We start from the raw sequence: 21,216 nt of genomic DNA on the forward strand, positions 1-21,216 counted from the left end.
TATGCGGCACCCTGAGCCGCCGTTGTTGTGACCCAGCAAGGTGTGCAGTGCTCACCAAAGGCGTGCTGCCTCCGCAGGATTGACCACTTCCGAGGTGCGACCGCCGGGCTGTTCCTGTTCTATGGAGCGCTCAGAACGGAACACCCTAGGGACGAGCCGGGATGGTTCGTTGTGGACTGTGCCCTCCCCCGTGACCCGGTATAACCTCCATCAAAGCTTCATCAAGCGACATAGCACATCCGGTTATGCTCCGGGTGCATATATCCAATCAGGAGGTCAACGATGAGGCGCGTTCAGGGTCAGGCAGTCGCCCGCCAGGTCATGCTTTCTGCTGTGCTCGCGCTGGGGTTGGTCGTCGCTGCACCCGTGAAGGAGTACGCCTTCCGCCATACCCCCTCCACTGTCAACCCGGCCGCCACAGGTGTGATGACCGTCAGCCCGACCACGCCGGGCACCTCCGGATTGATGCTGTCGCTCAGCGGCCTCACGCCGGCAGCGCGGTACATCGCCCAGGTGCACCGGCTCGGCGACACGGCCTCAGGCGACCCGTGTCTGTCCGGTGGCGCGGTGACCTCCACCCTTCCACCGGTGACGGCAGACGCTCAGGGACGGGCCACCCTCAGCATGCGAACCGCCACAGCGCGGCTCGCCGGCCCTGAAGCCGCCTACATCGACATCAGGCTCAGCATAGACCCGGCGGTGGTGCCGCTCTGCGCAGCCTTGATCGCCGCTCCGTCCGCCGCTTCCGCGACTCCCGCCGCTGTCCATGTGAGCATCCGGGACAACACGTTCATGCCCGCCACGCTCACCGTGAAGGCCGGAACCACCGTCACCTGGACTGAAGACGGACAGGTCAGCCACAACGTGATTTCTGTGGATCTTCCGGACCTCCACTCTCCAACCCTCAATCCCGGAAGCACATACCGATACACGTTCAACAAGCCGGGCACCTACACCTACTACTGCTCATTCCACGAAGGCATGAGCGCCACAATCACCGTGACCAATCGCTGAGGCGACGTCAAATTCAAATCGCGGTACAGGAGGACACAATGAACGGAATGAAACTTGTGATGGGCGCGGGAATGGTTATGCTGCTGGGCTCCTGCTCGATGATGGGCGGCATGGGCGGCACCACCTACACCTTCAAGCACAACCCCAACGCCGCCGATCCCAGCGCGATGGGCTCGGCGAAGGTCATGGCGGGCTCGGCGGGCATGTCCACCACCCTGAGCCTGATGGGCCTCACCCCCAACAAGGCCTACATCGCGCACTATCACGCGTTCGGTCCGGACTCCAGCACCGATCCCTGCGCCTCCAACGGGCCGGTGTCGGTCGGCTTCCCGAACTTCACGGCCGACGCCAGCGGCAACGCCAGCGTGACCCTGACGACCGACATGGCCAAGATCATGGGCGACATGGGCGCGTACATCAACGTGCACTACGCCAGCGATCCGAGCGTCGTGCCGATCTGTGCACCGGTCAAGATGACCAAGGGCTGAGCATGACAAGAGCAACCCGGACCCCAGCGACAGTGCGGGGTCCGGGTTGTTCTTGGGACGAGCCGGGAGAAAACGGGATCAAGGAACCGACTTTACCGGCCCTCTTATCATTTCAGCCGCGGCCCACCAGCTTGACGCGGTAGCTGCCCGACTCCTGATCGGGCAGCGCCTCCACCACTGCCACGCGGAAGCGGGCGCCGTCATGCAGTTCCAGCACACCCTCCTCTCCAACCGCGATCTCCGCTGGCCCGGACGCGTTGAACTGCACACGCATGTAGCCACCGTTACCTTCCAGCGCGGTGATGCGCCCGGAGAGTGGTGAACCGCCAAACTCGGCGCTGAAGCGGTTGGGGTCGGCCGCCTGCTCTGTGCCGGTCACCTCAGGCATCGCCCATCATCAGGCCCTCGATGGTGTGGCCCTGCATGATCGGTTCCAGCTCCGGCACCACCCGGCAGATCAGGTGCTGGCGCAGTGACTCCGGCAGCGTCTGGTAGTAGCGCTCGCTGAACTGCAGGTCGTGCTTCTCGTGGTGGCCGGCGCCCGGCGCATCCACACCCAGCACCAGCACCGGCCGGGCCTTGTTGGAGTGGTTGGCGGTACCGCGGTGGATCGTCAGGGCCGAGCGCACCGAGATGTCACCCATCTTGGGGTACTTGCGCTGAGCGCGAGACAGGTACCGCGGATACAGCGAGCTGGGCGGGAACATGCCGTGGTCGTAGGACGACGGATCATCCCACTGGGTGCCGGGCGCGATCTCGAACGGCCCCATGTCCTCCTCCACGTCCACGGTGGTGAGGTTGAACGCCAGCGAATCCAGGCGGCGTTCGACCAGCGTGGTGGCCTCGGCCGGGAAATCGCGGTGCCAGGGCTGATCCTTGGCGCCGGGGTTCGGCACGTCGAAGCCGATCTCCACAATCTTGTAATCCGGCCCCAGCACGGTGCGGCACACCGCGTCCACCCACGGATGCGTCACCAGTTCCACAAAGCCGTGAATGTCTTCCGGGTGAATTTCCACGTAGTGCCGGTTGGTGCCGCGGCCCACCGCGCCGCCGGGCCGCTGCAGCGCCTCTGTGTACAGCCGGCCGATGTCGTCGCCCAGCTGCTGGATGTAGGCCCGGTCAAAAGCACCCTTCAGGCCCAGAATGCCGTCGCCATAGATGGCCCCCATGATGGTGGCCGGATCATACGTGGCCTCGGTCGGGGCCGGGGCCGTGGTGTCAGCGGTGATTGAGTTCATGGTTCCTCCTCTGGAGGTCCGGACGCAGAGCGCGCCGGAACAGGCCCGCCATGGGCGACGAAGACAGAGCAGCACAACGAGACCGAAGCGGGATGGCCCCATCCTGAACGCCGGGCCGGGGTCCTGTCAAATCCAGATTGGACCGGCGTTAAGACCCCCTGCACCCCAGGGATTTCCGCCACCAGCCCGGAGCAGACACTTGCCCCCCGTCAGGCGGGGAGGGAGAAGCGGAAGGTGGCACCCTGGCCCAGCTGCGACTCGGCCCACACCTGCCCGCCATGCCGCTGCACGATGCGCTGCACGTTCGCCAGCCCGATGCCCACCCCCTCGAACTCGCTCGCCGGATGCAGCCGCTGGAACACCCCGAACAGCCGCTCGCGGTACTTCGGGTCGAAGCCCACCCCGTTGTCCTGCACCGAGATCACCCAGCCGTGCTCGCCCAGCTCGGCCCATACCGTGATGACCGCCTCGGCACGGGGTTGCGAGTACTTGAGGGCGTTGGACAGCAGGTTCATCAGCACCTGCCGCAGCAGCGTCGGGTCTGCCTGCACTTCCGGCAGCGCCCCCACCTCCCACCGCACCACCCGCCCCTGCGTGTCCGGAGCCAGCTCGGCGCGCAGTTCCCCAACCAGCTGCCCCAGGTCCACGGCGCGGCGTTGCAACGGCTGACGTGCCTGCCGGGCGAACGACAGCAACACGTCAATGAGCGTGTTGAGCCGCTCCGCCGCGCCCTCGATTACGCCCAGATGCCGCAGCGCCGTGGGGCTGGCGTCGGGGCCCAGCGCCCGCCGCAGCAGCGTGGCGAACCCGGCGATGTGCCGGACCGGTGCCCGCAGGTCGTGCGAGATGCTGTAACTGAAGGCGTCAAGTTCCTCGTTGGCCTGCTTCAGCTGCTCGTTGAGGGCCTGCTGGGCCTGGGCCAGCTCGCGGGTGCGGTCCAGCTCGTACTGGATCTGCAGCGCCTGCGCCCGCCGGTCCTGGGCCGCGTTGAACAGCTCCCGCTCCAGCTGACGCGCACGCTCCGAGTGCTGCAACGCCGGCCCGAACGCGCCCGCCTCCCGGTGCAGCGTCACCAGCAGGTCATGCACCTCCAGCTGCTCGGCCTTGAGGCCGGTGGCCTCCGCCAGCGTCAGGGCCTGCTCCAGCGCCTCAAGCTGGCCAGACGGCTGCAGCGCGGCGCAGTGCATCCGCAACCGCACCTCGGCGAGCGGCTGCTTTACCTCGGCGGCCAGGGCCAGGCCGAGGTCGTACTGCTGCCGGGCCTGCTCGTCGTGCCCCAGCGCGTGGTGCGACTGGCCCAGGCTGTCGTACACCATCATGGCCGTGAGCCGGTCGCCGGTCGCCTGCGTCCGCTGCAACGCCGTGTCCAGCAGCGGCAGCGCTTCCGCATGGCGGCCGAGCTTCTGCAGCGTCTCGGCCAGGTTGTGCTGGAAGGTGGCCATCAGCGGATGCGCCTCGCCGTCTCTATCCCCAGCGAGCGCCAGCGTCTGCTGCTGCACCTCCAGCGCCCGCTCATGCTGCCCGAGCTTTCGGTGCAGCGACGCGATGTTGTTCAGGGTCGAGGGAATGTGCTGGTCGCCCGGCGCATAGGTCTGAAGCGCTCCGAACAGGTGCTCCAGTGCGGCAGCATAATCGCCAAGGTCATTGGCGATGATGCCCAGGTTGTTCAGGCAGGACGCCAGACATGCGGCGTTGCCGGTGGCGCGGCTGAGGGTGGCCGCCGCCTGCAGGAACTCGGAGGCCGGACCATACTCGCTCTGGACCCCGTGGATGTTGCCGAGCAGCCGCAGGGCCCACGCCTCCTGCGCACGGTCGCCGGTCTGCCGGAAGAGCGCCAGCGCCTCGGCGGCATGCTGCCGGGCCGCCCCGTAGGCCGAACGCCGCCACTCCAGCGTGGCGCACTGCAATAGACCGCGGCCGGCGCGGGTAGGGTCCTGGATCTGCGCCGCCAGGGCATGCGCCTGCTGCAGCAGGTCCAGGGCCTGCGCTCCATCCTGCGCTTCCAGCACGCTGGCCTGGGCCAGCAGCTCATCAATCCGGAGCTGATCCGGCAGGGCGTCTGGAAAGGAAAGCGGGGACGCGTCAGTCATGGCGGCTCGCCCCTTCACGTTAGCGCACCCCGGCGGCCCGCGTTCCACCCCCAGGCAGGGCCACCAGATGATGAAGAATCCCGAGCTGACCTCACGCCTTGCAGGGCAGGAAAGGCGACCTGTATCATCTCGCCATCAGCACAGTTCTCTTCGGACCTGGCTGATAGAGGCGATGAAGCGCGGTCCCGTATGCGGGCACCTGGGACGCGTGGAGCCAGTGGTGCGACCGGCTATCTGACCAGCTGCCTGTGGGCGGCGTCTTCCCCCCTTCCGTATGGAAGGGCGCCTGCAGGGCATTCAGGAGAACCCATGCACCATCCGCCGTTCTGTCTTCCCCACACCTGACGCGAACGCCGACCGTCTCCCGGTCTTCTCCCTTTGCCCTGTTCCTCGACCGGCCCCGGCCGGTCCCCCAGACCGGAGGTCCCTGCCTTGTCCAGACTCTGCCTGCTTGCCCTGACCGTCCTCGCGCTCGGCGCGTGTGGACGACCCACTTCCCCGCCTGCGCCGCTGCTGACCCCGCAGAGCGTATCCGCCGATGCGGACGGCGCCACCCTGACCGACCGGCCACCACCGAACGGCACGTGGTGGTCCGAGGGGGTGCGCTGGTGGAACGAGGGGGTCCGCTGGTGGAATGAGGGTGCAGTTCAGCCGGCGCCCGGCAACCGGCAGGCGCTCCAGCTGATCCGGCTGGATGAAGCCCGGGCGCTGGCGCCCCACGCCGGGGCAGGCGTGGTCATCGCGGTCATCGACACCGGCGCGGACGCCAGCCATCCGCTGCTGCAGGGGGCGCTGCTGCCGGGCCGCGACTTTGTGGACGGTGACCACGACACCTCGGAGGGCCAGGAGGCGTCAGGCGTGGCCTACGGGCACGGCACGGCCGTGGCCGGCGTGATCCGTCAGGTGGCGCCCCGGGCGAGCATCCTGCCGCTGCGGGTGCTGGGGCCGGACGGCTCCGGCCGCGCCGCGCAGGTGGCGCAGGCGATCCGGTACGCCACGGACGCCGGAGCGCAGATCATCAACCTGAGCGTCGCCGCGCCGGTCCCCAACGAGGGGGTGCGGGCCGCGCTGCAGGCGGCGGCCAGCCGGGGCGTGCTGATCGTGGCGGCGTGTGGCAATGACGGCAGCGACACGCCGCTGTCCCCCGCCCGCAGCCTGGACGGCCACAACCGGCTGGGTCAGCTGGGCGTCTCGGTGACGGCGGTGGACGCGGCGGGCCAGCTGCCCGGGTGGAGCACGCGCGGCGGCGAGGTGCAGGCGCCCGGGGTGGGGCTGGAGACCGCCTACCCGGGCGGCCGGCAGGTGAGCGCCAGCGGGTCCTCCTTTGCCGCTCCGGTGGTGAGCGGCGTGCTGGCGCTGGCGCTGGCCGAGGGTCAGGAGGCCCGCACCCTGGCCGCACGCCTGCAGGGTGGAACGCTGCTGGACGTCCCCACCCTCTTCCGATGACTGGCCAGACAAACGCCGCCGAGGCGCTGCTGCATCAGGCGCGCGAGCAGCGCGGCCACGACGACCGGCGGGCGGTGCTGCTGTTCGAGCAGGCGGTCAGCGCCGCCCGCCGGGAAGCTGCCCCCGCCCTGCTGGCCGACGCGCTGAACGGGCTGGCCGGTCTGGAACACGCCCAGGGCGACAGCCAGAGTGCTCTGGTGCATCTGGACGAGGCCCTGCGACTGCGCGAGCAGCTGCAGGACCCGGAGGGCGTGGGGGTGGTGCTGTGCAACATCGGGGCGGTGCACTTGGAACTGGGCAGCCACAACACCGCGCTGGAATACCTGTTGCAGGCCGACGCCGTGGCGGAGAAGGGCACGCCCGCCCGGGTGGCCAGCATCGCCACCAACCTGGCCCGGACCCACGACGCGCTGGGCGCCCACGAGGAGGCGGGCGCGCAGTACCGGCGCGCGCTGGCGCTGATCCGGCAGGCCGGGCATCCGTTCGGGGAGGCGGTGATTGCGGTGAACCACGCGGACCTGCTGCGGCGGCAGCGGGCGTTTGCGGCGTCCGGGGAGCTGCTGCAGCAGGCGCTGACGCTGGGCGCCGGGGCGGTGGCCGCCTGCGCCTGGCACGGCCTGGGCCAGCTGCGCCGCGACGAGGGCCGCCTGACCGAGGCGCTGGACGCCTTCACCGAGGCGCTGCAACAGGCGGGCAGCGACCTGGACGCACGCCTGGATGCCTGCTGCGGCGCCGGCGAGGTGCTGCTGGACCTGGGGCTGCCGGAGGACGCCCTGCGGCTGCTGGACGAGGCCTGCCGGAGCGCGCGGCAGGGCCAGCGCGCCCGCATCCATGCCCGCGCGCTGTCCCTGAGGGCCAGGGGCGTGGCGCAGCGGGGCGATCCGGCCGCTACCCTGGAGGCGCTGCAAGAGGCACACCAGGCCGAGACGCAGGTGCTGCGGGCCGAGGGCGAGCGGCGCACCCGCGACCTGGTGGCGCGCGGCGTGCTCGATCAGGCGCGGGTCCGGCTGGAGCGGGAGCAGGCCCGCTACGAGCTGGAACGCGCCACCCGCGAGCAGCACGCACGCGAGCAGGCGGCCCGGCTGGCCGAGCTGGAACGGCTGGCGCTGTATGACGCCCTGACCGGCCTGCCGAACCGGCTGCTGCTGGCCGAACGCACCCGCACGGCGCTGGAAGCCGCGACCCGGCGCGGCGGTCAGCTCGCGCTGGGCGCGCTGGACCTCAACAAGTTCAAGGCGGTCAACGACACGCACGGCCACCACGTCGGCGACCTGCTGCTGCAGGGCGTGGCGGCCCGGCTGTCGGCGGTGCTGGGGCCGCAGCAGACGGTGGCCCGCACCGGGGGCGACGAGTTCGTGCTGCTCACCGAGGACGCCGACGACCACCAGCTGCGGGAGCTGGCCGGGCAGATCCGTCAGGCCTTCAGTGAGCCGTTCTTCCTGGACGGCGTGGAGCTGAACATGCGCCCCAGCCTGGGGTTCGCCCGCTACCCGGAGGACGGCACCAGCATGGCCGCCCTGCTGGAACGCGCCGACCACGCCATGTACCGGGCCAAGGCGCGGGGCAGCGACTACGAACGCTGCACCCACCCCACCGCCCTCGCGCCGGCCACGCTGGAGTCGGCGCTGCACGGGGCGGTGCGCGGCGGGGAGCTGCATCTGCTGTACCAGCCGCTGGAGGACCGCCACGGGCGCTGGCACTCGGCGGAAGCGCTGCTGCGCTGGCGCAGTCCGGTGTACGGCAATGTCACCCCCGACCAGTTCCTGCCGCTGGCCGAGCGCAGTGGCCTGAGCCTCCCGCTGGGCGAGTGGACCCTGACCCAGGCGTGTGCCCAGCTGGCGACCCTGCCGGGCCTGAGGCTGGCGGTCAACGTCTCGGCCCGGCAGCTGGCTGACCCGGGCCTGCCGGCACTGGTTCAGCGGGCCGTACAACAGGCGGGCCTGGAGCCGGCGCGGCTGTCGCTGGAGGTGCGCGAGGACGTGGTGGCGCGCGCGCCCGAGCGGTCCCGGCAGGCGCTCACCGCTCTGCGCGAGACCGGCGTCCGGCTGACCCTGGATGATTTCGGCGGCAGCCACACGCACCTGGAAGGGCTGCAGCGGCTGCCGGTCCACGCGGTGAAACTGGACCGGACGCTGGTGCAGGGGCTGGACCGCGGAACACGCGGTGGTGCGTTGGTGGCGGCGGTGGTGCATCTGGCCCGCGCGCTGGACCTGGAGGTGATGGCCAAGGGTGTGGAGACTCAGGCACAGCAGGCCCAGCTGCGCGAGATCGGCGTCCATAATCTGCAGGGCTTCCTGATCTCGGCCCCGCTGGACCTGCCGGCGCTGCAGGCCCGGCTCGGTGTGGCGGAAGCAGCGCACTGAACATTTCATGGGTGAGATGGAGCGGGCCATCGGGTGGACGCGGCGGACAGTAGGCCGTGTCGCGGGGCTAACGGTCTGAACCGGTACCAAGCCGAACCGCTGCGGGTTACGCTGCTGAGCTTGTGCTTCATGGCGGTCCCGCTCATGGCGCTGGGCTTTCCCGTTCAGGACCGGCATTGGAGCGAGATCTAATTCGCCAGTTTCGCTAACGGCACGTGTTGCTTAGCGTCCGTTGAGCAATCGGGCGCCCCCGCAAGTTGAAGGGGCCTTGAGCCGCTGCAGCGCTTCCAGCCTTAGGTCATCCGTACCCTGAACCCATGACGTTCTCCTCCATTGCCTCCTCCACTGTTGCGCTGCCCCTCACCACCGACCGTCCACAGGAGACCAGCATCACCGACCACTGGGAACAGCTGCTCAGCGAACGGGACCGCGAGCGGCTGGCGCAGCTGCAGCAGGCAGGCGTGGACGTGCGCTGGCGGCAGAAGACGCTCACCAGCGACGAGGGCCGGGTGATCGTGCACCACTTCGTGGAGGCGCAGGCCCGTTCGGCGCGGCGACCGCTGGGCGTGGCCGGTCCGGCCGACTTCCGGCACGGGCGCCAGGAGCTGCTGGTGCAGCGGATGGTACGTTCGGTGCTGGGGCAGGCCCTGACGAAGCTGCAGGCCTCCTGAAGCGGGCGGTACTGTCGGCCGGACCGCTGTCTAGCTGAGGCCAGAGTGCCGGACCCCGGGTAGACGGTCTACCGTCTGGAACGCAGCAGATCCCCCTGCCCCAGCCCCCGTCACTTTCAAGGAGCCTTGTGCCCACCCTGCTGATCATCCGCCGCGCCCTGATGGGTCTGACTGTGCTGGGCCTGCTGGGGCTCGGTGCCGAACTCGCCGCCGTGGCGCACTGGTATGGCCCCGGTCAGCTGATTCCCTTTGTGGCGATTGGCGGCACGGTATTGACCACCCTGCTCTACCTCACCCATGAGCGCCGCTGGACCCGCACCTTCCTGCGCGTCGTGGCGGTGTTGCTTACCTTGACAGGACTGTACGGCGCCCTGGAACACAGCAAGGTGGAGCCGGAACTGCGCCATGCAGGCCGCGCCAACGAGAGCGCCGCCCCGCTGGAGGCAGGCGCCCGGCCCCTCCTGGGCTTACCGGCAGCCACACCGAACCTGCTGAACGGTCCGGCACCGCTGAGTGCGCCGCTGGCCATGAGCGGGCTGGGCCTGCTGCTGTTCCTGTCACTGTACCGCCGTGAGCAGGACCTGGACGCGGCCGGGCGGCTGGATTCCCACTCCGCCTGAACCGAAGGTGCCTTTGAGTAGGCCTGTGCCACTCATTTGCAGGCATCAGAACGGCCCTGATCAGGCACGCGCGAGTCGGGCTTTCCACTGTGCCGTCCGTGCGCTCGATGGGTGACCGAACATCACGGGCGTCGGCAACCGCTCAGTAACTGGAACTTCCATCCACCGGTGTGACTCCAAGCTGCCCAACAGTCTCGCACTGCTCTACAGCCACACCTTTGACTGTCGTGACGACGGCCCGGCACTCACCCTGCCGGGCGTCACTGGGCTCTACAACCACAACCCGTTGGGGGCCGACGCCCTGCCACCAGGCGTGCACCCGGATGGTCCTTCACACGTTGCTGCGTACGCTGACAGGCGCCTAAACCCTGCTCCGGCCGCGGCGACGACCGACCGTGACCTGCCCATCAGGTGAGGGGCGCAGCAGGCGGATCGGCCTCGCCTGCAGCTCGTCCGATACGGCGGGCCAGCAGCGGGATGGTCAGCCCCTGCACGAGCAGGCTGAACACGACCAGCGCGTAGGTGAACACCAACCAGATGTTCCGCACCGGACTGTCCGGCAGATTGAAGGCCAGCGCAAGGCTCACCCCCCCGCGCAGCCCGGACCAGATCATCAGACGCCGGGTGTACGGCATGAATGGCTGGCGGCGGGCCAGCCGCGTGAGCGGCACCCACACACCCACGGTCCGGGCCAGCAGGGTGATCAGGATCACCGCTGGGATCAGCAGCCACAACTGGGCGGTGACGCTCAGGATCAGCACCTCGAAGGCCATCACCGTGAACAGGGCCGCGTTCACGATGTAGTCCACGAAATTCCAGAAGCTGATGATGCGCAGCCGTGCCCGCTTCAGGTCATGCCGTTCCTCGCCGGACAGCCGGTCAAGCTGCCCGCTCTGGGCTGCGCGGCGCCGCCACAGCTGAAGCAGGGCCACCAGGGTCAGGCCACTCATCGCCACGGTGACGGGCGCACTGACCTCCAGCCGCTGCGCCAGCGCCGTACCGCCTACCACCAGCGCCAGCGTGACGAGCAGCCGGGTGTTCTCGTCTCGGGTGCCCCGCTGCAGCAGCACCGCCAGCCAGCCGAGCAGCGCGCCCAGCAGCAGGCCGCCCAGCATCTCGCGCAGGAACAGCAGCACCGTACCCAGCGCGGTCACCGTTTCGGGATTCGGCGGCGTGGCGGCGACCAGCACCGTGAAGGCCACCACGCCCACCCCGTCGTTGAACAGCGACTCGCCCGCGATCAGCGTCTGAATGCGCAGCGGCACGTGGGCGGCGCGCAACAGCGGAAGCACGGCCACCGGGTCGGTGGGCGCGATAATGGCGCCGAACAGCAGTGCCTGCGTCCACGAGACCGCCGGCCCCATCAGGCGCAGCAGCAGGTACACCCCGGTCCCGATCAGCAGCATGGTGATCAGGGTGGTGAGCAGGGTGGCCGCGACCACCGCCCGCCGCTCCCGCATCAGCGCCCGGACGTCCAGCTGGGTGGCGCTGGCGAACAGCAGAAAGCCGAGCAGCCCCTGCAGCACCAGCGTGTCGAACGGCAGCGACTGCACCACCGCGCGCACCTGGGGGCCGGGCGGCAGGCCCAGCAGGTCCAGCGCCCGCACCACTGCCGCCATCGCCAACCCGCCCAGCAGGATGCCGATGGTAGGCGGCAGCCGCCAGTACCGGCTGTTCAGGTACGACAGCAACGCCACCAGCGTCGTGAAGATGCCCAGGAGCTCACCGGACTGCATGGCCTACTCTATCGACCGCAACCACGACAGACAGTCGGACGCGATGTCCAATCCTGAGTTCAGCGTGAGCGCTGGCCCCACCCTGGCTTGAGCCAGATCACAGGCAGGACCTGAAACGGATCAACTGGCCGGGGCGCGGGCCACATCTGCCCGGCCCGCGCCAGCACGATACTTGAGCCCGGTCGAAGCCGTCCATCCGGACAGGCCGAAGGGGGGCGTCCACCTTCACAAAACGGACGTGCGAGCGGGCCAAGGTCGGTGGCAGGTTGGTTCGAGCCCAGCCGCCCGCGCCAGACAGAGGGGAGCCGACCAGCTCCCCTCTTTGAGTTCTGTGATGGTCGGCTCTGCTGAGGGGTGAAGGAGCAGCGGCCTGGGCCTGGGAGTGGAGATCAGGACGGTCGCTGGACAACGCCCTCTGTTGGGCGCAGCCTGCCCGGCTCGTGCCTCAGGCCGAGGACAGCGCTCCGGAATTCACCACCGTCTTGGGCAGGGTGAACCCGAAGGTCGCGCCGTGGTCTACCGCTCCCTGCGCGAAGACGCTCCCCTGGTGCCGCGTGATGATGCGGCGCACATTGGCCAGCCCCACCCCGACGCCCTCGTAGTCCTCCTGCCGGTGCAGCCGCTGAAACACACCGAACAGCTTCGGGGCGTTCCGCGGATCGAAGCCGGCGCCGTTGTCGCTCACCAGCACGGCCCATTCGTGGTCCCGGTCCTCGGCCCACACGCGGATGACCGCCGGGTTCTGGGTCCGGGTGTATTTCAGCGCGTTGTCGAGGAGGTTCGTCATCACCTGCCGCAGCAGTTCCACGTCGCCCGTCACCGCTGGCATCAGCGCGACGTCCCAGGTCACGCGGCGGTGCTGCAGGTCCGGTTCCAGGTCCGCCTGAACGCCGGCCACCAGAGCGTTCAGATCCACCCGCTCCAGCCGCAGGTCCGCACGCGAGGTGCGCGACAGCTCCAGCAGCGCGTCGATCAACACGTTCATGCGCCCGGCCGCCTCCTCCACCACCGTCAGGTACCGTGCCGCCCGGGCATCTGGCAGGTCGCCCAGATGCCGGCGCAGCAGCTGAATGAAGCCGATCATGTGCCGCACCGGCGCGCGCAGGTCGTGCGAGACCGAGTAGGCGAACGCCTCCAGTTCCTCGTTGGCGGCCCGCAGCTTCCCGCGCTCCTCGGCCAAGTGCGACACGCTCTCCGCCCGCTCCAGCGCCAGGCCCAGGCTGCGCACGATCGTTTCGAGCAACACCCGCTCGATGGACGACCAGGGCCGCAATTCGTGCAGGCCCACCACCAGCACCCCGCGCGTGACCGCACCCTGCCGCACTGGGAAGGAAGCGCTGCTGCGGATCACGCTCACCTCGTCACGCACGACGCTGGTGGTTGCCGGGTCGTAGTGGTCCTGGTAGTACGGCGCGCCGGTGTCGTAGGGACGGTCCACGTTGACGGTGGCACCGCGCGGCAGCCCGCGCTGGAAGGCGTCCAGCAGCCTGGGGTTCCGGAACTGTCCCCGGTACGAGCGCAGGCGCCAGCGGCCCTGCTCCGGCTCGTAGTAGGTCGAGATGCTGGACGGCAGCAGTTCCACCAGAATCTCCTGCGCCCGGCCCACCAGCGCCACGGCGTCCTGTTCCAGCACCAGATCGCGCGACAGGTCGGCAAAGCCCTCCAGGGCGCGGGTGCGGGCATCCAGCGCCGCGTTCTGAAGCTCCAGCCGGTGGGTCTGCTCGGCGCGTTCCAGGGCCAGGGTCAGCCCGGCGTCCCACCGCCTGCATCAGCGCCCGGTCCGGCTCGCTCCACTGCCGGGTGTTCCGCAGCCCGGCCCCCAGCACGCCGCGCACCTCGCCGTTGACCAGCAGCGGCACGTTGGCCGCCGCACCGTAGGCGCCGCTGTGGGGCAGTGCCTCCCGGTCCGGCTCCCAGCCGTCCTGAAACACCGCCTCGCCCCGGCGAAGCATCTCGGCGAACAGCGGGGTGTCTTCTGGCACACCCGCCTGGAGGAGCGGGAGCAGCGCCTCGTCCACCTCGCCGCTCCAGACTTTCAGCTTCCACAGCCCCTGCTCGCATTCGGAGTAGCCGGCCGTGGCGTCGGGAAAGCGCGAGCACAGCACCTCGGTGGCCTGCCGGGCTAACGCCAGAATATCTGTCTGGGTGCCGGTGGCCTCGGTAAAGGCGACGAAGGCCCCGTAGGCGCGGGCATCCTCTTCCATCCTGGCCGCCGTGGACGCGCGTTCCAGGGCCAGACCGATGGTGCCCGCCGCCCGCGCCAGCAGCTGCCGGTCCTGCTCCGGCCAGCCCACCGGCATGCGGTCCCGCCACATCACCAGGAACCCCTCGACCTCCTGGCCGGGCGAACGAATCGGCTCGATGGCGCAGGCCAGCGGCGGAAGGCTGCGGACCGCGTCCAGTTCGGAGCGGTAATCGTCGAGGTACACCGCCGTTCCCTGGCGCAGGGACCGCCACAGCAGCGGCGTGTCGCGCAGCGTCAGGCCCGGCTGCGTCATGTACGCCGAGATGGGGGCGGTCTGGTCGCCCCAGATCACCGGCAGTTTGATCCGGTCGCCGTCCAGCCGCACCACCAGCATCACCTGGGCGTGCAGCGCCGGGCCCAGCTGAGCCAGGGCGAGGTGCGCCACGTCGTCCGGCGTGGAGGCCCGCTGCAGGGCGTCGCCCAGGGCCGCCAGCACGGTCGCGGTGGTGTTCGCCTGCTCCAGGCGACGCTGCCCTTCCGCCATCCGCCGCTCAAGGTCCACGGTCAGCTGGGCCCGGCCGAGCGCCCCCGCGCACTGGGCCGCGAGCCCCCGCAGCCCCTGACGGGTGTCCGGGGTCAGCTGGTGCGGCGCAGCAACGGCGAACACCAGCGCCCCCAGGGGCGAACCGTTCAGCATCAGCGGCAGGACAGCGAGCAACCCGGCAGATTCGTCAGGCTCGATGAGCGCTTCACCGAGCTGCAAGGCCCGGCGCACGGCGCTCCCGAGGTCGGGCAGCTCCTGAGGGCTCAAGGCCTGACCGTGGACTGAGGCTACCTTCAGCTGATCGCCGTTCAGCGTCACCCCGGCGCCCCAGCGGGCCTCCACCACACCCAGCCCCGCTGTCAGCACCACGTCGAAAATCTCGCGCTGATCGCGCGGCGCGGTCAACGCTTCGGCCACGGCGACCAGACATGCGGTCAGGGAGCGGTCCTCAGGCGTCCAGGACGGATCGGACATGCGGGGAGCATAGCGGACCGCTCACCTCGGGTGCTGTCAAGGAACCGGCAGAGAGAGGGCGGGCCGGGGCGAACATGGCGAGCCAGGATACAGGCTGAGGCAGCTCAGCGCGTACGTCGGGGGGTCCGGCGGCTCCACAGCAGGGTCAGCACCAGGGCCACGCCGCCCCACAGCAGCAGTCGGCCGGTGAGCGGCACCGGCGGCAGCGACACCACGCCGGACGCGTCGGTCCGGGCCGGCTCCGTAACGTAGCGCCCGCGTTTTGGCCGCGCCTCCTGATCGAAGTGCTGGGCCAGCCGGTCCAGCTGCGTCCTCAGGTCCTCGCCCCCCATCGCGTCCCCGTGCCCTGTGACCGCCAGGGCCGGCTGGAGCGCCGCGAGGTGCCGCACCGACTCGCGGGCGGCGTCCCAGTCCGGGGTGTAGTAGGCGGGCGGCCGGTGGACCAGCCGGGGCCGGAGCGACAGGGCCGCGCCCAGCGACTCCTGCACGGTGGTCACGAACGCGTCTCCGGCGATCAGCAGCCGGTCTTCCGGCCGCCACAGCGAGATGTGGCCGGGGGCATGCCCCGGCGTGAAGACCACCTGCCAGCCGGCCAGCGCCGCCGGCAGTCCGCCCGCCTGCAGCGCCTGAACACGCGGCTGAAAATCGAACGGACCCGGCACGAACGCCGGGGACACGGCACTCATGCTGCCCCCCACCAATGGGTCCGGCGGCGGGTAGGCGGAGCGCCCGGTGAGGTACGGCAGCTCCAGCTCGTGAGCATAGACCGGCACGTCCGGCCAGACCCGCTGCAGCGTGAACAGCCCACCGATGTGGTCCAGATGCCCGTGGGTCAGCACGATCGCCTGCGGTTTCGCCTCCGGCCCGAAGTAGGCTTCAGCGGCCTTCAGAATCATGCCGGCACTTCCGGGCGCGCCGGTATCCACCAGCACCCACCCGCTGTCCTGCTCACCGATCAGAAAGGCGTTGGCGAGCGGCAGCCGGACCCGGATCACGGCGGGCGCGAGCGGCTCGTGCCCGCCGAAGATGGAGGGATGGTCGGGTGGACCGTCGGCGGTGGACCCCAGGCGCTCAAACATGGCCCTACTGTGCGCTGAGGCCCGGCGGGCGGCATGAACCGGCTCTTGACCCACAGTTGATGCAGCGCGGCCCGACTCAGCCCTGTGAGTCGGCGGCCTGGCCAATCGCCCCGAGCTGCGCCAGCGCCTCGCCGGGCAGGGTGAGGGCCGCCGCCGCGACGTTCTCGCGCAAGTGCTGCACCGACGAGGTGCCGGGGATCACCAGGATGTTGGGCGAGCGGTGCAGCAGCCAGGCGAGCGCGACCTGCATCGGCGTGGCCTCCAGACGCGCGGCGACGTCCGACAGCACCGACGACTGCAGCGGGCTGAAGCCACCGAGCGGGAAGAACGGCACGTAGGCGATGCCCTGGCGGGCCAGGTCGTCGATGAAGCCGTCGTCCTCCCGCTGCGCCACGTTGTACATGTTCTGCACGCACACGATCCGGGTGATGGTCTGCGCCTCGGCCACCTGCGCGGGGGTGACGTTGCTCAGCCCCAGGTGACGGATCAGCCCCTGGGCTTGAAGCTCGGCCAGCACCGTCAGCGGTTCCTCCACCGGGTCCGCGGAGGGGCCGTGGCCGTCTCCCATCATCCGCAGGTTGACCACGTCGAGCGTGTCGAGGCCCAGATGGCGCAGGTTGTCGTGCACGGCGCTGATCAGCTCCTGCCGGGACATGGCCGGCACCCACGAGCCGTCCGCCGGGCGGCGGGCGCCCACCTTGGTCACGAGGGTCAGGTCGGACGGGTAGGGGTGCAGCGCCTCGCGGATCAGCCGGTTGGTGACGTGCGGGCCGTAGAAGTCGCTGGTATCGATGTGGGTGATGCCCAGGGCCAGCGCTTCACGCAGCACCGCCACGGCGGCGTCCGGGTCGCGCGGCGGACCGTACACGCCGGGGCCGGCGAGCTGCATGGCGCCGTAGCCCATGCGGTTCACGCTGCGGTCTCCGAGGGGGAAGGTGCCGGCGGCCGTGGCGGGTGTGGTCATGGAAGTCATGGGATTCTCCTTGGGGAATGGGACGGTGAGGGGTCAGTCCTGGCAAAAGGTCCAGAGCACACTTGTGGCCAGCCTCAGGCCTGGGGGACCGGGTCTCCCTGCAGACTGAACAGCAGGTTCAGGCCCTGCCGGAGCGTGACGGGTGGCCGGCCCAGGAAGCGCTCCAGATCATGCGTCACGTGGTCTTCCTGGCCGTTGCCGATGTCGGTGAGGAATCCGGTCATGCGGCCCGCCAGCACGGCCGGCACGCCCCGGCCCATCAGCTGCTCCTCGAAGACTGAGGCTTCGACCGGCTGATACCGCACCGCCTTGCCCGACAGGTCGCTGAGGGTGGCCGCGACGTCCTCGAAGGACCACGTCTCGCTGCCGGTGAAGTGGTATGTGCGGTTGTCCCACTCGCCGTCGATCAGGGCGTTCGCCATCGCCTCGCCCAGTTCGCTGCGCAGGGCGTAGGCCACCCGGCCCTGCCCGGCTGGAAGCTGGATGCCGGTCTCGAAGACCGTCCGGCCCACGGCACCGACGAGAAAATCCATGTACAGGATGTTGCGGAAGAGGATGAAGTTCAGGCCGCTGGCCCGGATGATGTCCTCGGTTTCAAAATGGCCAACCATCAGCTGGTTGTTCAGGGTGGTGCGGTCTTTCAGGTCCCGGCTGGTGTAGGCCAGCTGCCGGACCCCGGCGCGCTGCGCCGCCTCCACGACGTTGCGATGCTGCTGGACACGCCTGTGCTCGTCGGTGCCGGCGATCAGCAGCACCTGTTCAATGCCTTCCATCGCCCGCTCCAGCGAGGGCGGGTCATCGTAGTCAGCGATCCGCACGTCAATGCCCTGAGCGGTCAGGGCCGCGCCCTTCTGTGGGTCTCGCGCCAGAGCTGCGATCTGTCCGGCAGGAATTCGGGTGAGCAGCTGCTGGATGACGGTGGTGCCCATCTGTCCGGTGGCGCCTGTGATCAGAATCATGAACCAGCTCCTTGGGGGTGAGGTCTGCGATGTGGCGGGGCAGCGTGTTCAGGGAGAGACGCTCCTGGAGCGTTTCGGGATGGCCCCGCCACCGTATCCGGTCTGCCGGGTGAGCGCTTCGCCCATCCGCCGTGTTTACAGTGATAACGTACACCGCGAACCACCGCTATGTCAAACTGATAACAGGATTCTGTTATCATTGAGATATGACGACCGTGACCGCCGGCTCCCCCCGCGAACGTATTCTTCAGGCAGCCCTGACGCTGCTGGAGACGCAGGGTGTGGAGGCCGTGTCCACCCGGGCGGTGAGTGCCGCCGCCGACGTTCAGCCGCCCACCATCTACCGGCAGTTCGGCGACATGCAGGGCCTGCTCAACGCCGTGGCGAGCGCCGGCTTCACCACCTATCTCCAGGTCAAGGTCGCGCACGGCGGCTGGAGTGATCCGGTCGAGGAACTGCGCGAGGGCTGGAACCGGCATGTGCAGTTCGGGCTGGCCCACCCCCACCTCTACACCCTGATGTACGGCACGCTCAAACCGGGGGCGGAACCGCCCGCCGCACTGGCGGCCTCTCAGATGCTGCAGGCCCTGCTTCAGCGGGTCGCGGAGGCTGGACGCCTCGCCACCGGGGTGCAACGGGCCGTGGCCATCATTCACGCGGCGGCCATGGGCACCACGCTCACCCTGCTCGCCAGCCAGGACCGCGATCCGCAGCTGGCAGCACTGATGCGTGAGGCGGCGCTGCAGGTGATCCTCACGCCCCAGGCGGGCACGGCACCGGACGGGGCCAGCACGGCACGTCAGCAGGTGGCGGCCCACGCCGTCGCACTGGTGGCCCTGCTGCCGGACCTTGAGTCCCCCTTCAGCTCAGCCGAACAGGCGCTGCTGCTGGAGTGGTTGCGGCGCCTGAGCTAAAGGATGCGCGGCCCGCGCTCGCTGGCACAGCCCACGCCGGAACTGTGTCTCCGGCTGCCGTGTGCGCTGTCCTTTTGACCTGTCCGGCGGTTCCTTGATGCATTCGTGAAGGCCACAGGACCCTTTCCAATCTGACCCTGGGCATCGGCAGCTAGCCTTCAAGGGCAGGCGGGCCGGTTCGACCGACCGTGCCTGCCTCCGTGGCCGGGCCTCACCCGGCCAGTTGCCCGAGGGGGCCGATGATCTACTTCATGTTCGCCACCGGCATCGAGAACTCCAATCCCACCATCGAGCACGGCCGGGTGCGCGTGGATGAGCTCGAAAAATGCCGTCACTACGAGTGCTGGCAGCAGGATTTCCAGCTGGTGCAGGAGCTGGGCATCCAGTACCTGCGCTACGGTCCGCCGATCCACCGGGTCTGGCTCGGCCCCGGGCGCTACGACTGGAGCTTCGTCGACCAGACGTACGCCGATCTGAAGGCCCGCAACATCGTGCCGATCACGGACCTGTGCCACTTCGGGGTGCCCGACTGGATCGGCAACTTCCAGAATCCGGACTTCCCTGCCCTGTTCGCCGGGTATGCGCGCGCCTTCGCCGAGCGCTATCCGTGGGTCCAGCTGTATACCCCGGTCAACGAGATGTACATCTGCGCGCTCTTTTCAGGCAAGTACGGCTGGTGGAACGAGCAGCTCACCACCGACCAGGGGTTCGTGACCGCCCTGAAGCACGTGGTCAAGGCCAATGTTCTGGCGATGAAGGCCATTTTGCAGGTGCGCCCGGACGCCATTTTCATTCAGTCCGAGTCCAGCGAATACTTCCACGCCGAGAACCCGGCCGCCATCGGCCCGGCCGAATTTATGAACGAGGTCCGCTTTCTGTCGCTGGACCTGAACTACGGCCACCGGGTCAGCTCCGAGATGTATGAGTATCTGCTCGACCACGGCATGACCCGGGAGGAGTACCACTTTTTTCTGGGCAACCGCCTGAAGCACCACTGCATCATGGGCAACGACTATTACGTCACCAATGAGCACCTGATGGCCAGCGACGGGAACTCGCGCGCGTCCGGCGAGATCTACGGCTACTCGGTCATCACCACCCAGTACTCCAACCGCTACGGCCTGCCGGTGATGCACACCGAAACCAACATGACCGAAGGGCCAAAGGGTGACGAGGCCGTCTGCTGGCTGCGCAAGGAGTGGGCCAACGTGCTGCGCGTCCGCAACGACGGCGTGCCGATCGTTGGCTTCACGTGGTATTCGCTGACCGATCAGGTGGACTGGGACTGCGCTCTGCGCGAGAACAACGGCCGGGTCAATCCGCTGGGCCTCTATGACCTGAACCGCAACATCCGCCCGGTGGGCGCGGCCTACAAGCAGCTGATCGCCGAATGGCGCGACGTCCTGCCGATGCAGAGCGTGGTGCTGAGCCTCCCGATCGCCCCGCCCAGCCAGCAGGCGCAGGCCGGCACCGGGCAGGTGGCCCAGGTGGTGGGCAAGGCCGGCACGCTGGGCGCCCAGAGCACGCCTTCGGCCTCCAAGGAGCAGTGAGCATGACCACAGACCCGCAGCACACGCCGTCGCCCCCGCTGGCCCACAGCAATCCCAACCCGACCTCCGGCGCCATTCCCAGAACCGACCCGAGTCCGCTGCCGGCGGTCAGCGCCCGGCGCTTCGAGGACCGGACGGTGCTGGTGACCGGGGCGGCCAGCGGCATCGGGCTGGCCACCGCCCTGCGCTTTGCCCAGGAGGGCGCCCGCGTAGTGATCGCCGACCTGCACGCCGATCAGGCCCAGGCCGCCGCGGAGAAGGCGAAGGCGGCCGGCGCGCAGGACGCCCTCGCGCTCGCATGCGACGTCAGCGACGAGCAGCAGGTGCAGGCCTGCGTGCGGCAGACGGTGGAGCGCTTTGGCGGCCTGGACGTGGTGGTGAACAACGCGGGCCTGATGACCTTCAAACCAATTGTGGAACTGAGCGGCGCCGACTGGTCGCGGGTGCTGGGCGTGGACCTGCTCGGCAGCTTCTACTTCATCCGGGAGGCGTTCCGGGTGATGAAGCCGGGCGGCAGCGTCGTGAACGTCTCGAGCATCCACGCGGTCGAAACCTCGCCGCTCGTCGCGCCCTACGCGGCGGCCAAGGCGGCCGTGCTGTCGCTGACCCGCACGGCCGCCATCGAGGGCAGCCCGCTGGGCATCCGGGTCAATGCCGTGCTGCCCGGCGCGGTGAACACCCCGATGCTGTGGGACAACCCGAACGTCCGGAGCGGCGCGGAGCAGGTGGACCGGAGCATGGTCGGGGAACCGGAGGATCTGGCGGCCGCCGTGGCGTTCCTGGCGTCCACCGAGGCGCGCTTCGTGCAGGGGGCGGCCCTGGTGGTGGACGGTGGCCGGCTCGACCATCTGTAAACGGCGGCAGCGGGAGAC

18 protein-coding genes and 1 riboswitch are annotated in these 21,216 nt (G+C 69.3%); of the genes, 9 read left to right on the forward strand and 9 right to left on the reverse strand.

Going from position 1 to position 21,216, the window contains the following annotated elements:
- Positions 1-282: 282 nt before the first annotated feature.
- Entirely contained in the window at positions 283-1,014 is a 732-nt protein-coding gene (locus ABOD76_RS20280) for a cupredoxin domain-containing protein (protein ID WP_350245528.1), read from the forward strand.
- Between the two features lie 47 nt (positions 1,015-1,061).
- The gene (locus ABOD76_RS20285; protein WP_350245529.1) at positions 1,062-1,502 is read left to right on the forward strand and encodes a CHRD domain-containing protein; all 441 of its coding nucleotides are present in this window, start codon (positions 1,062-1,064) and stop codon (positions 1,500-1,502) included.
- Positions 1,503-1,614: 112 nt separating this feature from the next.
- Here ABOD76_RS20285 and ABOD76_RS20290 read toward each other — a convergent pair whose 3' ends face one another.
- From ABOD76_RS20290 to ABOD76_RS20300, 3 genes are all read right to left on the reverse strand, one after another.
- Entirely contained in the window at positions 1,615-1,890 is a 276-nt protein-coding gene (locus tag ABOD76_RS20290) for a hypothetical protein (RefSeq protein WP_350245530.1), read from the reverse strand.
- Entirely contained in the window at positions 1,883-2,740 is an 858-nt protein-coding gene (locus tag ABOD76_RS20295; protein ID WP_350245531.1) for a phytanoyl-CoA dioxygenase family protein, read from the reverse strand. The genes ABOD76_RS20290 and ABOD76_RS20295 overlap by 8 nt, the downstream gene beginning before the upstream one ends.
- Before the next feature lie 209 nt (positions 2,741-2,949).
- On the reverse strand, positions 2,950-4,830 hold the full coding sequence (locus ABOD76_RS20300) for a tetratricopeptide repeat protein (RefSeq protein WP_350245532.1): 1,881 nt from the start codon (positions 4,828-4,830) through the stop codon (positions 2,950-2,952).
- A 156-nt stretch (positions 4,831-4,986) separates the two neighbouring features.
- A riboswitch (cyclic di-GMP riboswitch) is annotated at positions 4,987-5,071 on the forward strand.
- A 191-nt stretch (positions 5,072-5,262) separates the two neighbouring features.
- Here ABOD76_RS20300 and ABOD76_RS20305 point away from each other — a divergent pair.
- The 4 genes from ABOD76_RS20305 to ABOD76_RS20320 all read left to right on the forward strand — a co-directional run bounded on the left by ABOD76_RS20305 (position 5,263) and on the right by ABOD76_RS20320 (position 9,930).
- Positions 5,263-6,276, forward strand: coding sequence for a S8 family serine peptidase (locus tag ABOD76_RS20305; protein ID WP_350245533.1), 1,014 nt, complete (start codon positions 5,263-5,265; stop codon positions 6,274-6,276).
- Positions 6,273-8,639, forward strand: coding sequence for an EAL domain-containing protein (locus ABOD76_RS20310; protein WP_350245534.1), 2,367 nt, complete (start codon positions 6,273-6,275; stop codon positions 8,637-8,639). Before ABOD76_RS20305 ends, ABOD76_RS20310 begins: the two co-directional genes overlap by 4 nt.
- A gap of 317 nt (positions 8,640-8,956) precedes the next feature.
- On the forward strand, positions 8,957-9,310 hold the full coding sequence (locus tag ABOD76_RS20315) for a hypothetical protein (RefSeq protein WP_350245535.1): 354 nt from the start codon (positions 8,957-8,959) through the stop codon (positions 9,308-9,310).
- Positions 9,311-9,438: 128 nt separating this feature from the next.
- The gene (locus ABOD76_RS20320) at positions 9,439-9,930 is read left to right on the forward strand and encodes a hypothetical protein (RefSeq protein WP_350245536.1); all 492 of its coding nucleotides are present in this window, start codon (positions 9,439-9,441) and stop codon (positions 9,928-9,930) included.
- 407 nt (positions 9,931-10,337) lie between these two features.
- On the opposite strand, the gene ABOD76_RS20325 is transcribed toward ABOD76_RS20320, so the two are convergent.
- The 6 genes from ABOD76_RS20325 to ABOD76_RS20350 form a co-directional block, all read right to left on the reverse strand.
- Positions 10,338-11,666 carry a cation:proton antiporter gene (locus ABOD76_RS20325; RefSeq protein WP_350245537.1) on the reverse strand — a complete coding sequence of 443 codons (1,329 nt, stop codon included), beginning with the start codon at positions 11,664-11,666 and terminating at the stop codon, positions 10,338-10,340.
- Positions 11,667-12,111: 445 nt separating this feature from the next.
- Entirely contained in the window at positions 12,112-13,104 is a 993-nt protein-coding gene (locus ABOD76_RS20330; protein ID WP_350245538.1) for a sensor histidine kinase, read from the reverse strand.
- Positions 13,028-14,869, reverse strand: coding sequence for a GAF domain-containing protein (locus ABOD76_RS20335; RefSeq protein ID WP_350245539.1), 1,842 nt, complete (start codon positions 14,867-14,869; stop codon positions 13,028-13,030). The genes ABOD76_RS20330 and ABOD76_RS20335 overlap by 77 nt, the downstream gene beginning before the upstream one ends.
- Before the next feature lie 104 nt (positions 14,870-14,973).
- Positions 14,974-15,948 carry an MBL fold metallo-hydrolase gene (locus tag ABOD76_RS20340; RefSeq protein ID WP_350245540.1) on the reverse strand — a complete coding sequence of 325 codons (975 nt, stop codon included), beginning with the start codon at positions 15,946-15,948 and terminating at the stop codon, positions 14,974-14,976.
- Positions 15,949-16,024: 76 nt separating this feature from the next.
- Positions 16,025-16,921 carry an aldo/keto reductase family oxidoreductase gene (locus tag ABOD76_RS20345; RefSeq protein WP_350245541.1) on the reverse strand — a complete coding sequence of 299 codons (897 nt, stop codon included), beginning with the start codon at positions 16,919-16,921 and terminating at the stop codon, positions 16,025-16,027.
- Positions 16,922-16,995: 74 nt separating this feature from the next.
- Positions 16,996-17,880, reverse strand: a complete 885-nt coding sequence (locus tag ABOD76_RS20350; protein ID WP_350245542.1) for an SDR family oxidoreductase — start codon at positions 17,878-17,880, stop codon at positions 16,996-16,998.
- 206 nt (positions 17,881-18,086) lie between these two features.
- Between ABOD76_RS20350 and ABOD76_RS20355 the strand changes: the two genes are divergently transcribed.
- The 3 genes from ABOD76_RS20355 (at position 18,087) to ABOD76_RS20365 (ending at position 21,198) form a co-directional block, all read left to right on the forward strand.
- Positions 18,087-18,794, forward strand: coding sequence for a TetR/AcrR family transcriptional regulator (locus tag ABOD76_RS20355; protein WP_350245543.1), 708 nt, complete (start codon positions 18,087-18,089; stop codon positions 18,792-18,794).
- A gap of 239 nt (positions 18,795-19,033) precedes the next feature.
- Entirely contained in the window at positions 19,034-20,344 is a 1,311-nt protein-coding gene (locus ABOD76_RS20360; protein ID WP_350245544.1) for a family 1 glycosylhydrolase, read from the forward strand.
- Between the two features lie 2 nt (positions 20,345-20,346).
- Positions 20,347-21,198, forward strand: a complete 852-nt coding sequence (locus ABOD76_RS20365) for an SDR family NAD(P)-dependent oxidoreductase (protein WP_350245545.1) — start codon at positions 20,347-20,349, stop codon at positions 21,196-21,198.
- Positions 21,199-21,216: the final 18 nt, after the last annotated feature.

The sequence above is a fragment of the Deinococcus sonorensis KR-87 genome (assembly GCF_040256395.1).
Lineage (GTDB): Bacteria > Deinococcota > Deinococci > Deinococcales > Deinococcaceae > Deinococcus > Deinococcus sonorensis.

Bases quoted from the DNA above. Each gene is read 5' to 3' on its own strand.
- ABOD76_RS20325 (WP_350245537.1), bottom strand. From the start codon at position 11,666: ATGCAGTCCGGTGAGCTCCTGGGCATCTTCACGACGCTGGTGGCGTTG.
- ABOD76_RS20335 (WP_350245539.1), bottom strand. From the start codon at position 14,869: ATGTCCGATCCGTCCTGGACGCCTGAGGACCGCTCCCTGACCGCATGT.
- ABOD76_RS20315 (WP_350245535.1), top strand. From the start codon at position 8,957: ATGACGTTCTCCTCCATTGCCTCCTCCACTGTTGCGCTGCCCCTCACC.
- ABOD76_RS20300 (WP_350245532.1), bottom strand. From the start codon at position 4,830: ATGACTGACGCGTCCCCGCTTTCCTTTCCAGACGCCCTGCCGGATCAG.
- ABOD76_RS20295 (WP_350245531.1), bottom strand. From the start codon at position 2,740: ATGAACTCAATCACCGCTGACACCACGGCCCCGGCCCCGACCGAGGCC.
- ABOD76_RS20285 (WP_350245529.1), top strand. From the start codon at position 1,062: ATGAAACTTGTGATGGGCGCGGGAATGGTTATGCTGCTGGGCTCCTGC.
- ABOD76_RS20355 (WP_350245543.1), top strand. From the start codon at position 18,087: ATGACGACCGTGACCGCCGGCTCCCCCCGCGAACGTATTCTTCAGGCA.
- ABOD76_RS20350 (WP_350245542.1), bottom strand. From the start codon at position 17,880: ATGATTCTGATCACAGGCGCCACCGGACAGATGGGCACCACCGTCATC.
- ABOD76_RS20360 (WP_350245544.1), top strand. From the start codon at position 19,034: ATGATCTACTTCATGTTCGCCACCGGCATCGAGAACTCCAATCCCACC.
- ABOD76_RS20340 (WP_350245540.1), bottom strand. From the start codon at position 15,948: ATGTTTGAGCGCCTGGGGTCCACCGCCGACGGTCCACCCGACCATCCC.
- ABOD76_RS20280 (WP_350245528.1), top strand. From the start codon at position 283: ATGAGGCGCGTTCAGGGTCAGGCAGTCGCCCGCCAGGTCATGCTTTCT.
- ABOD76_RS20345 (WP_350245541.1), bottom strand. From the start codon at position 16,921: ATGACTTCCATGACCACACCCGCCACGGCCGCCGGCACCTTCCCCCTC.
- ABOD76_RS20365 (WP_350245545.1), top strand. From the start codon at position 20,347: ATGACCACAGACCCGCAGCACACGCCGTCGCCCCCGCTGGCCCACAGC.
- ABOD76_RS20310 (WP_350245534.1), top strand. From the start codon at position 6,273: ATGACTGGCCAGACAAACGCCGCCGAGGCGCTGCTGCATCAGGCGCGC.
- ABOD76_RS20290 (WP_350245530.1), bottom strand. From the start codon at position 1,890: ATGCCTGAGGTGACCGGCACAGAGCAGGCGGCCGACCCCAACCGCTTC.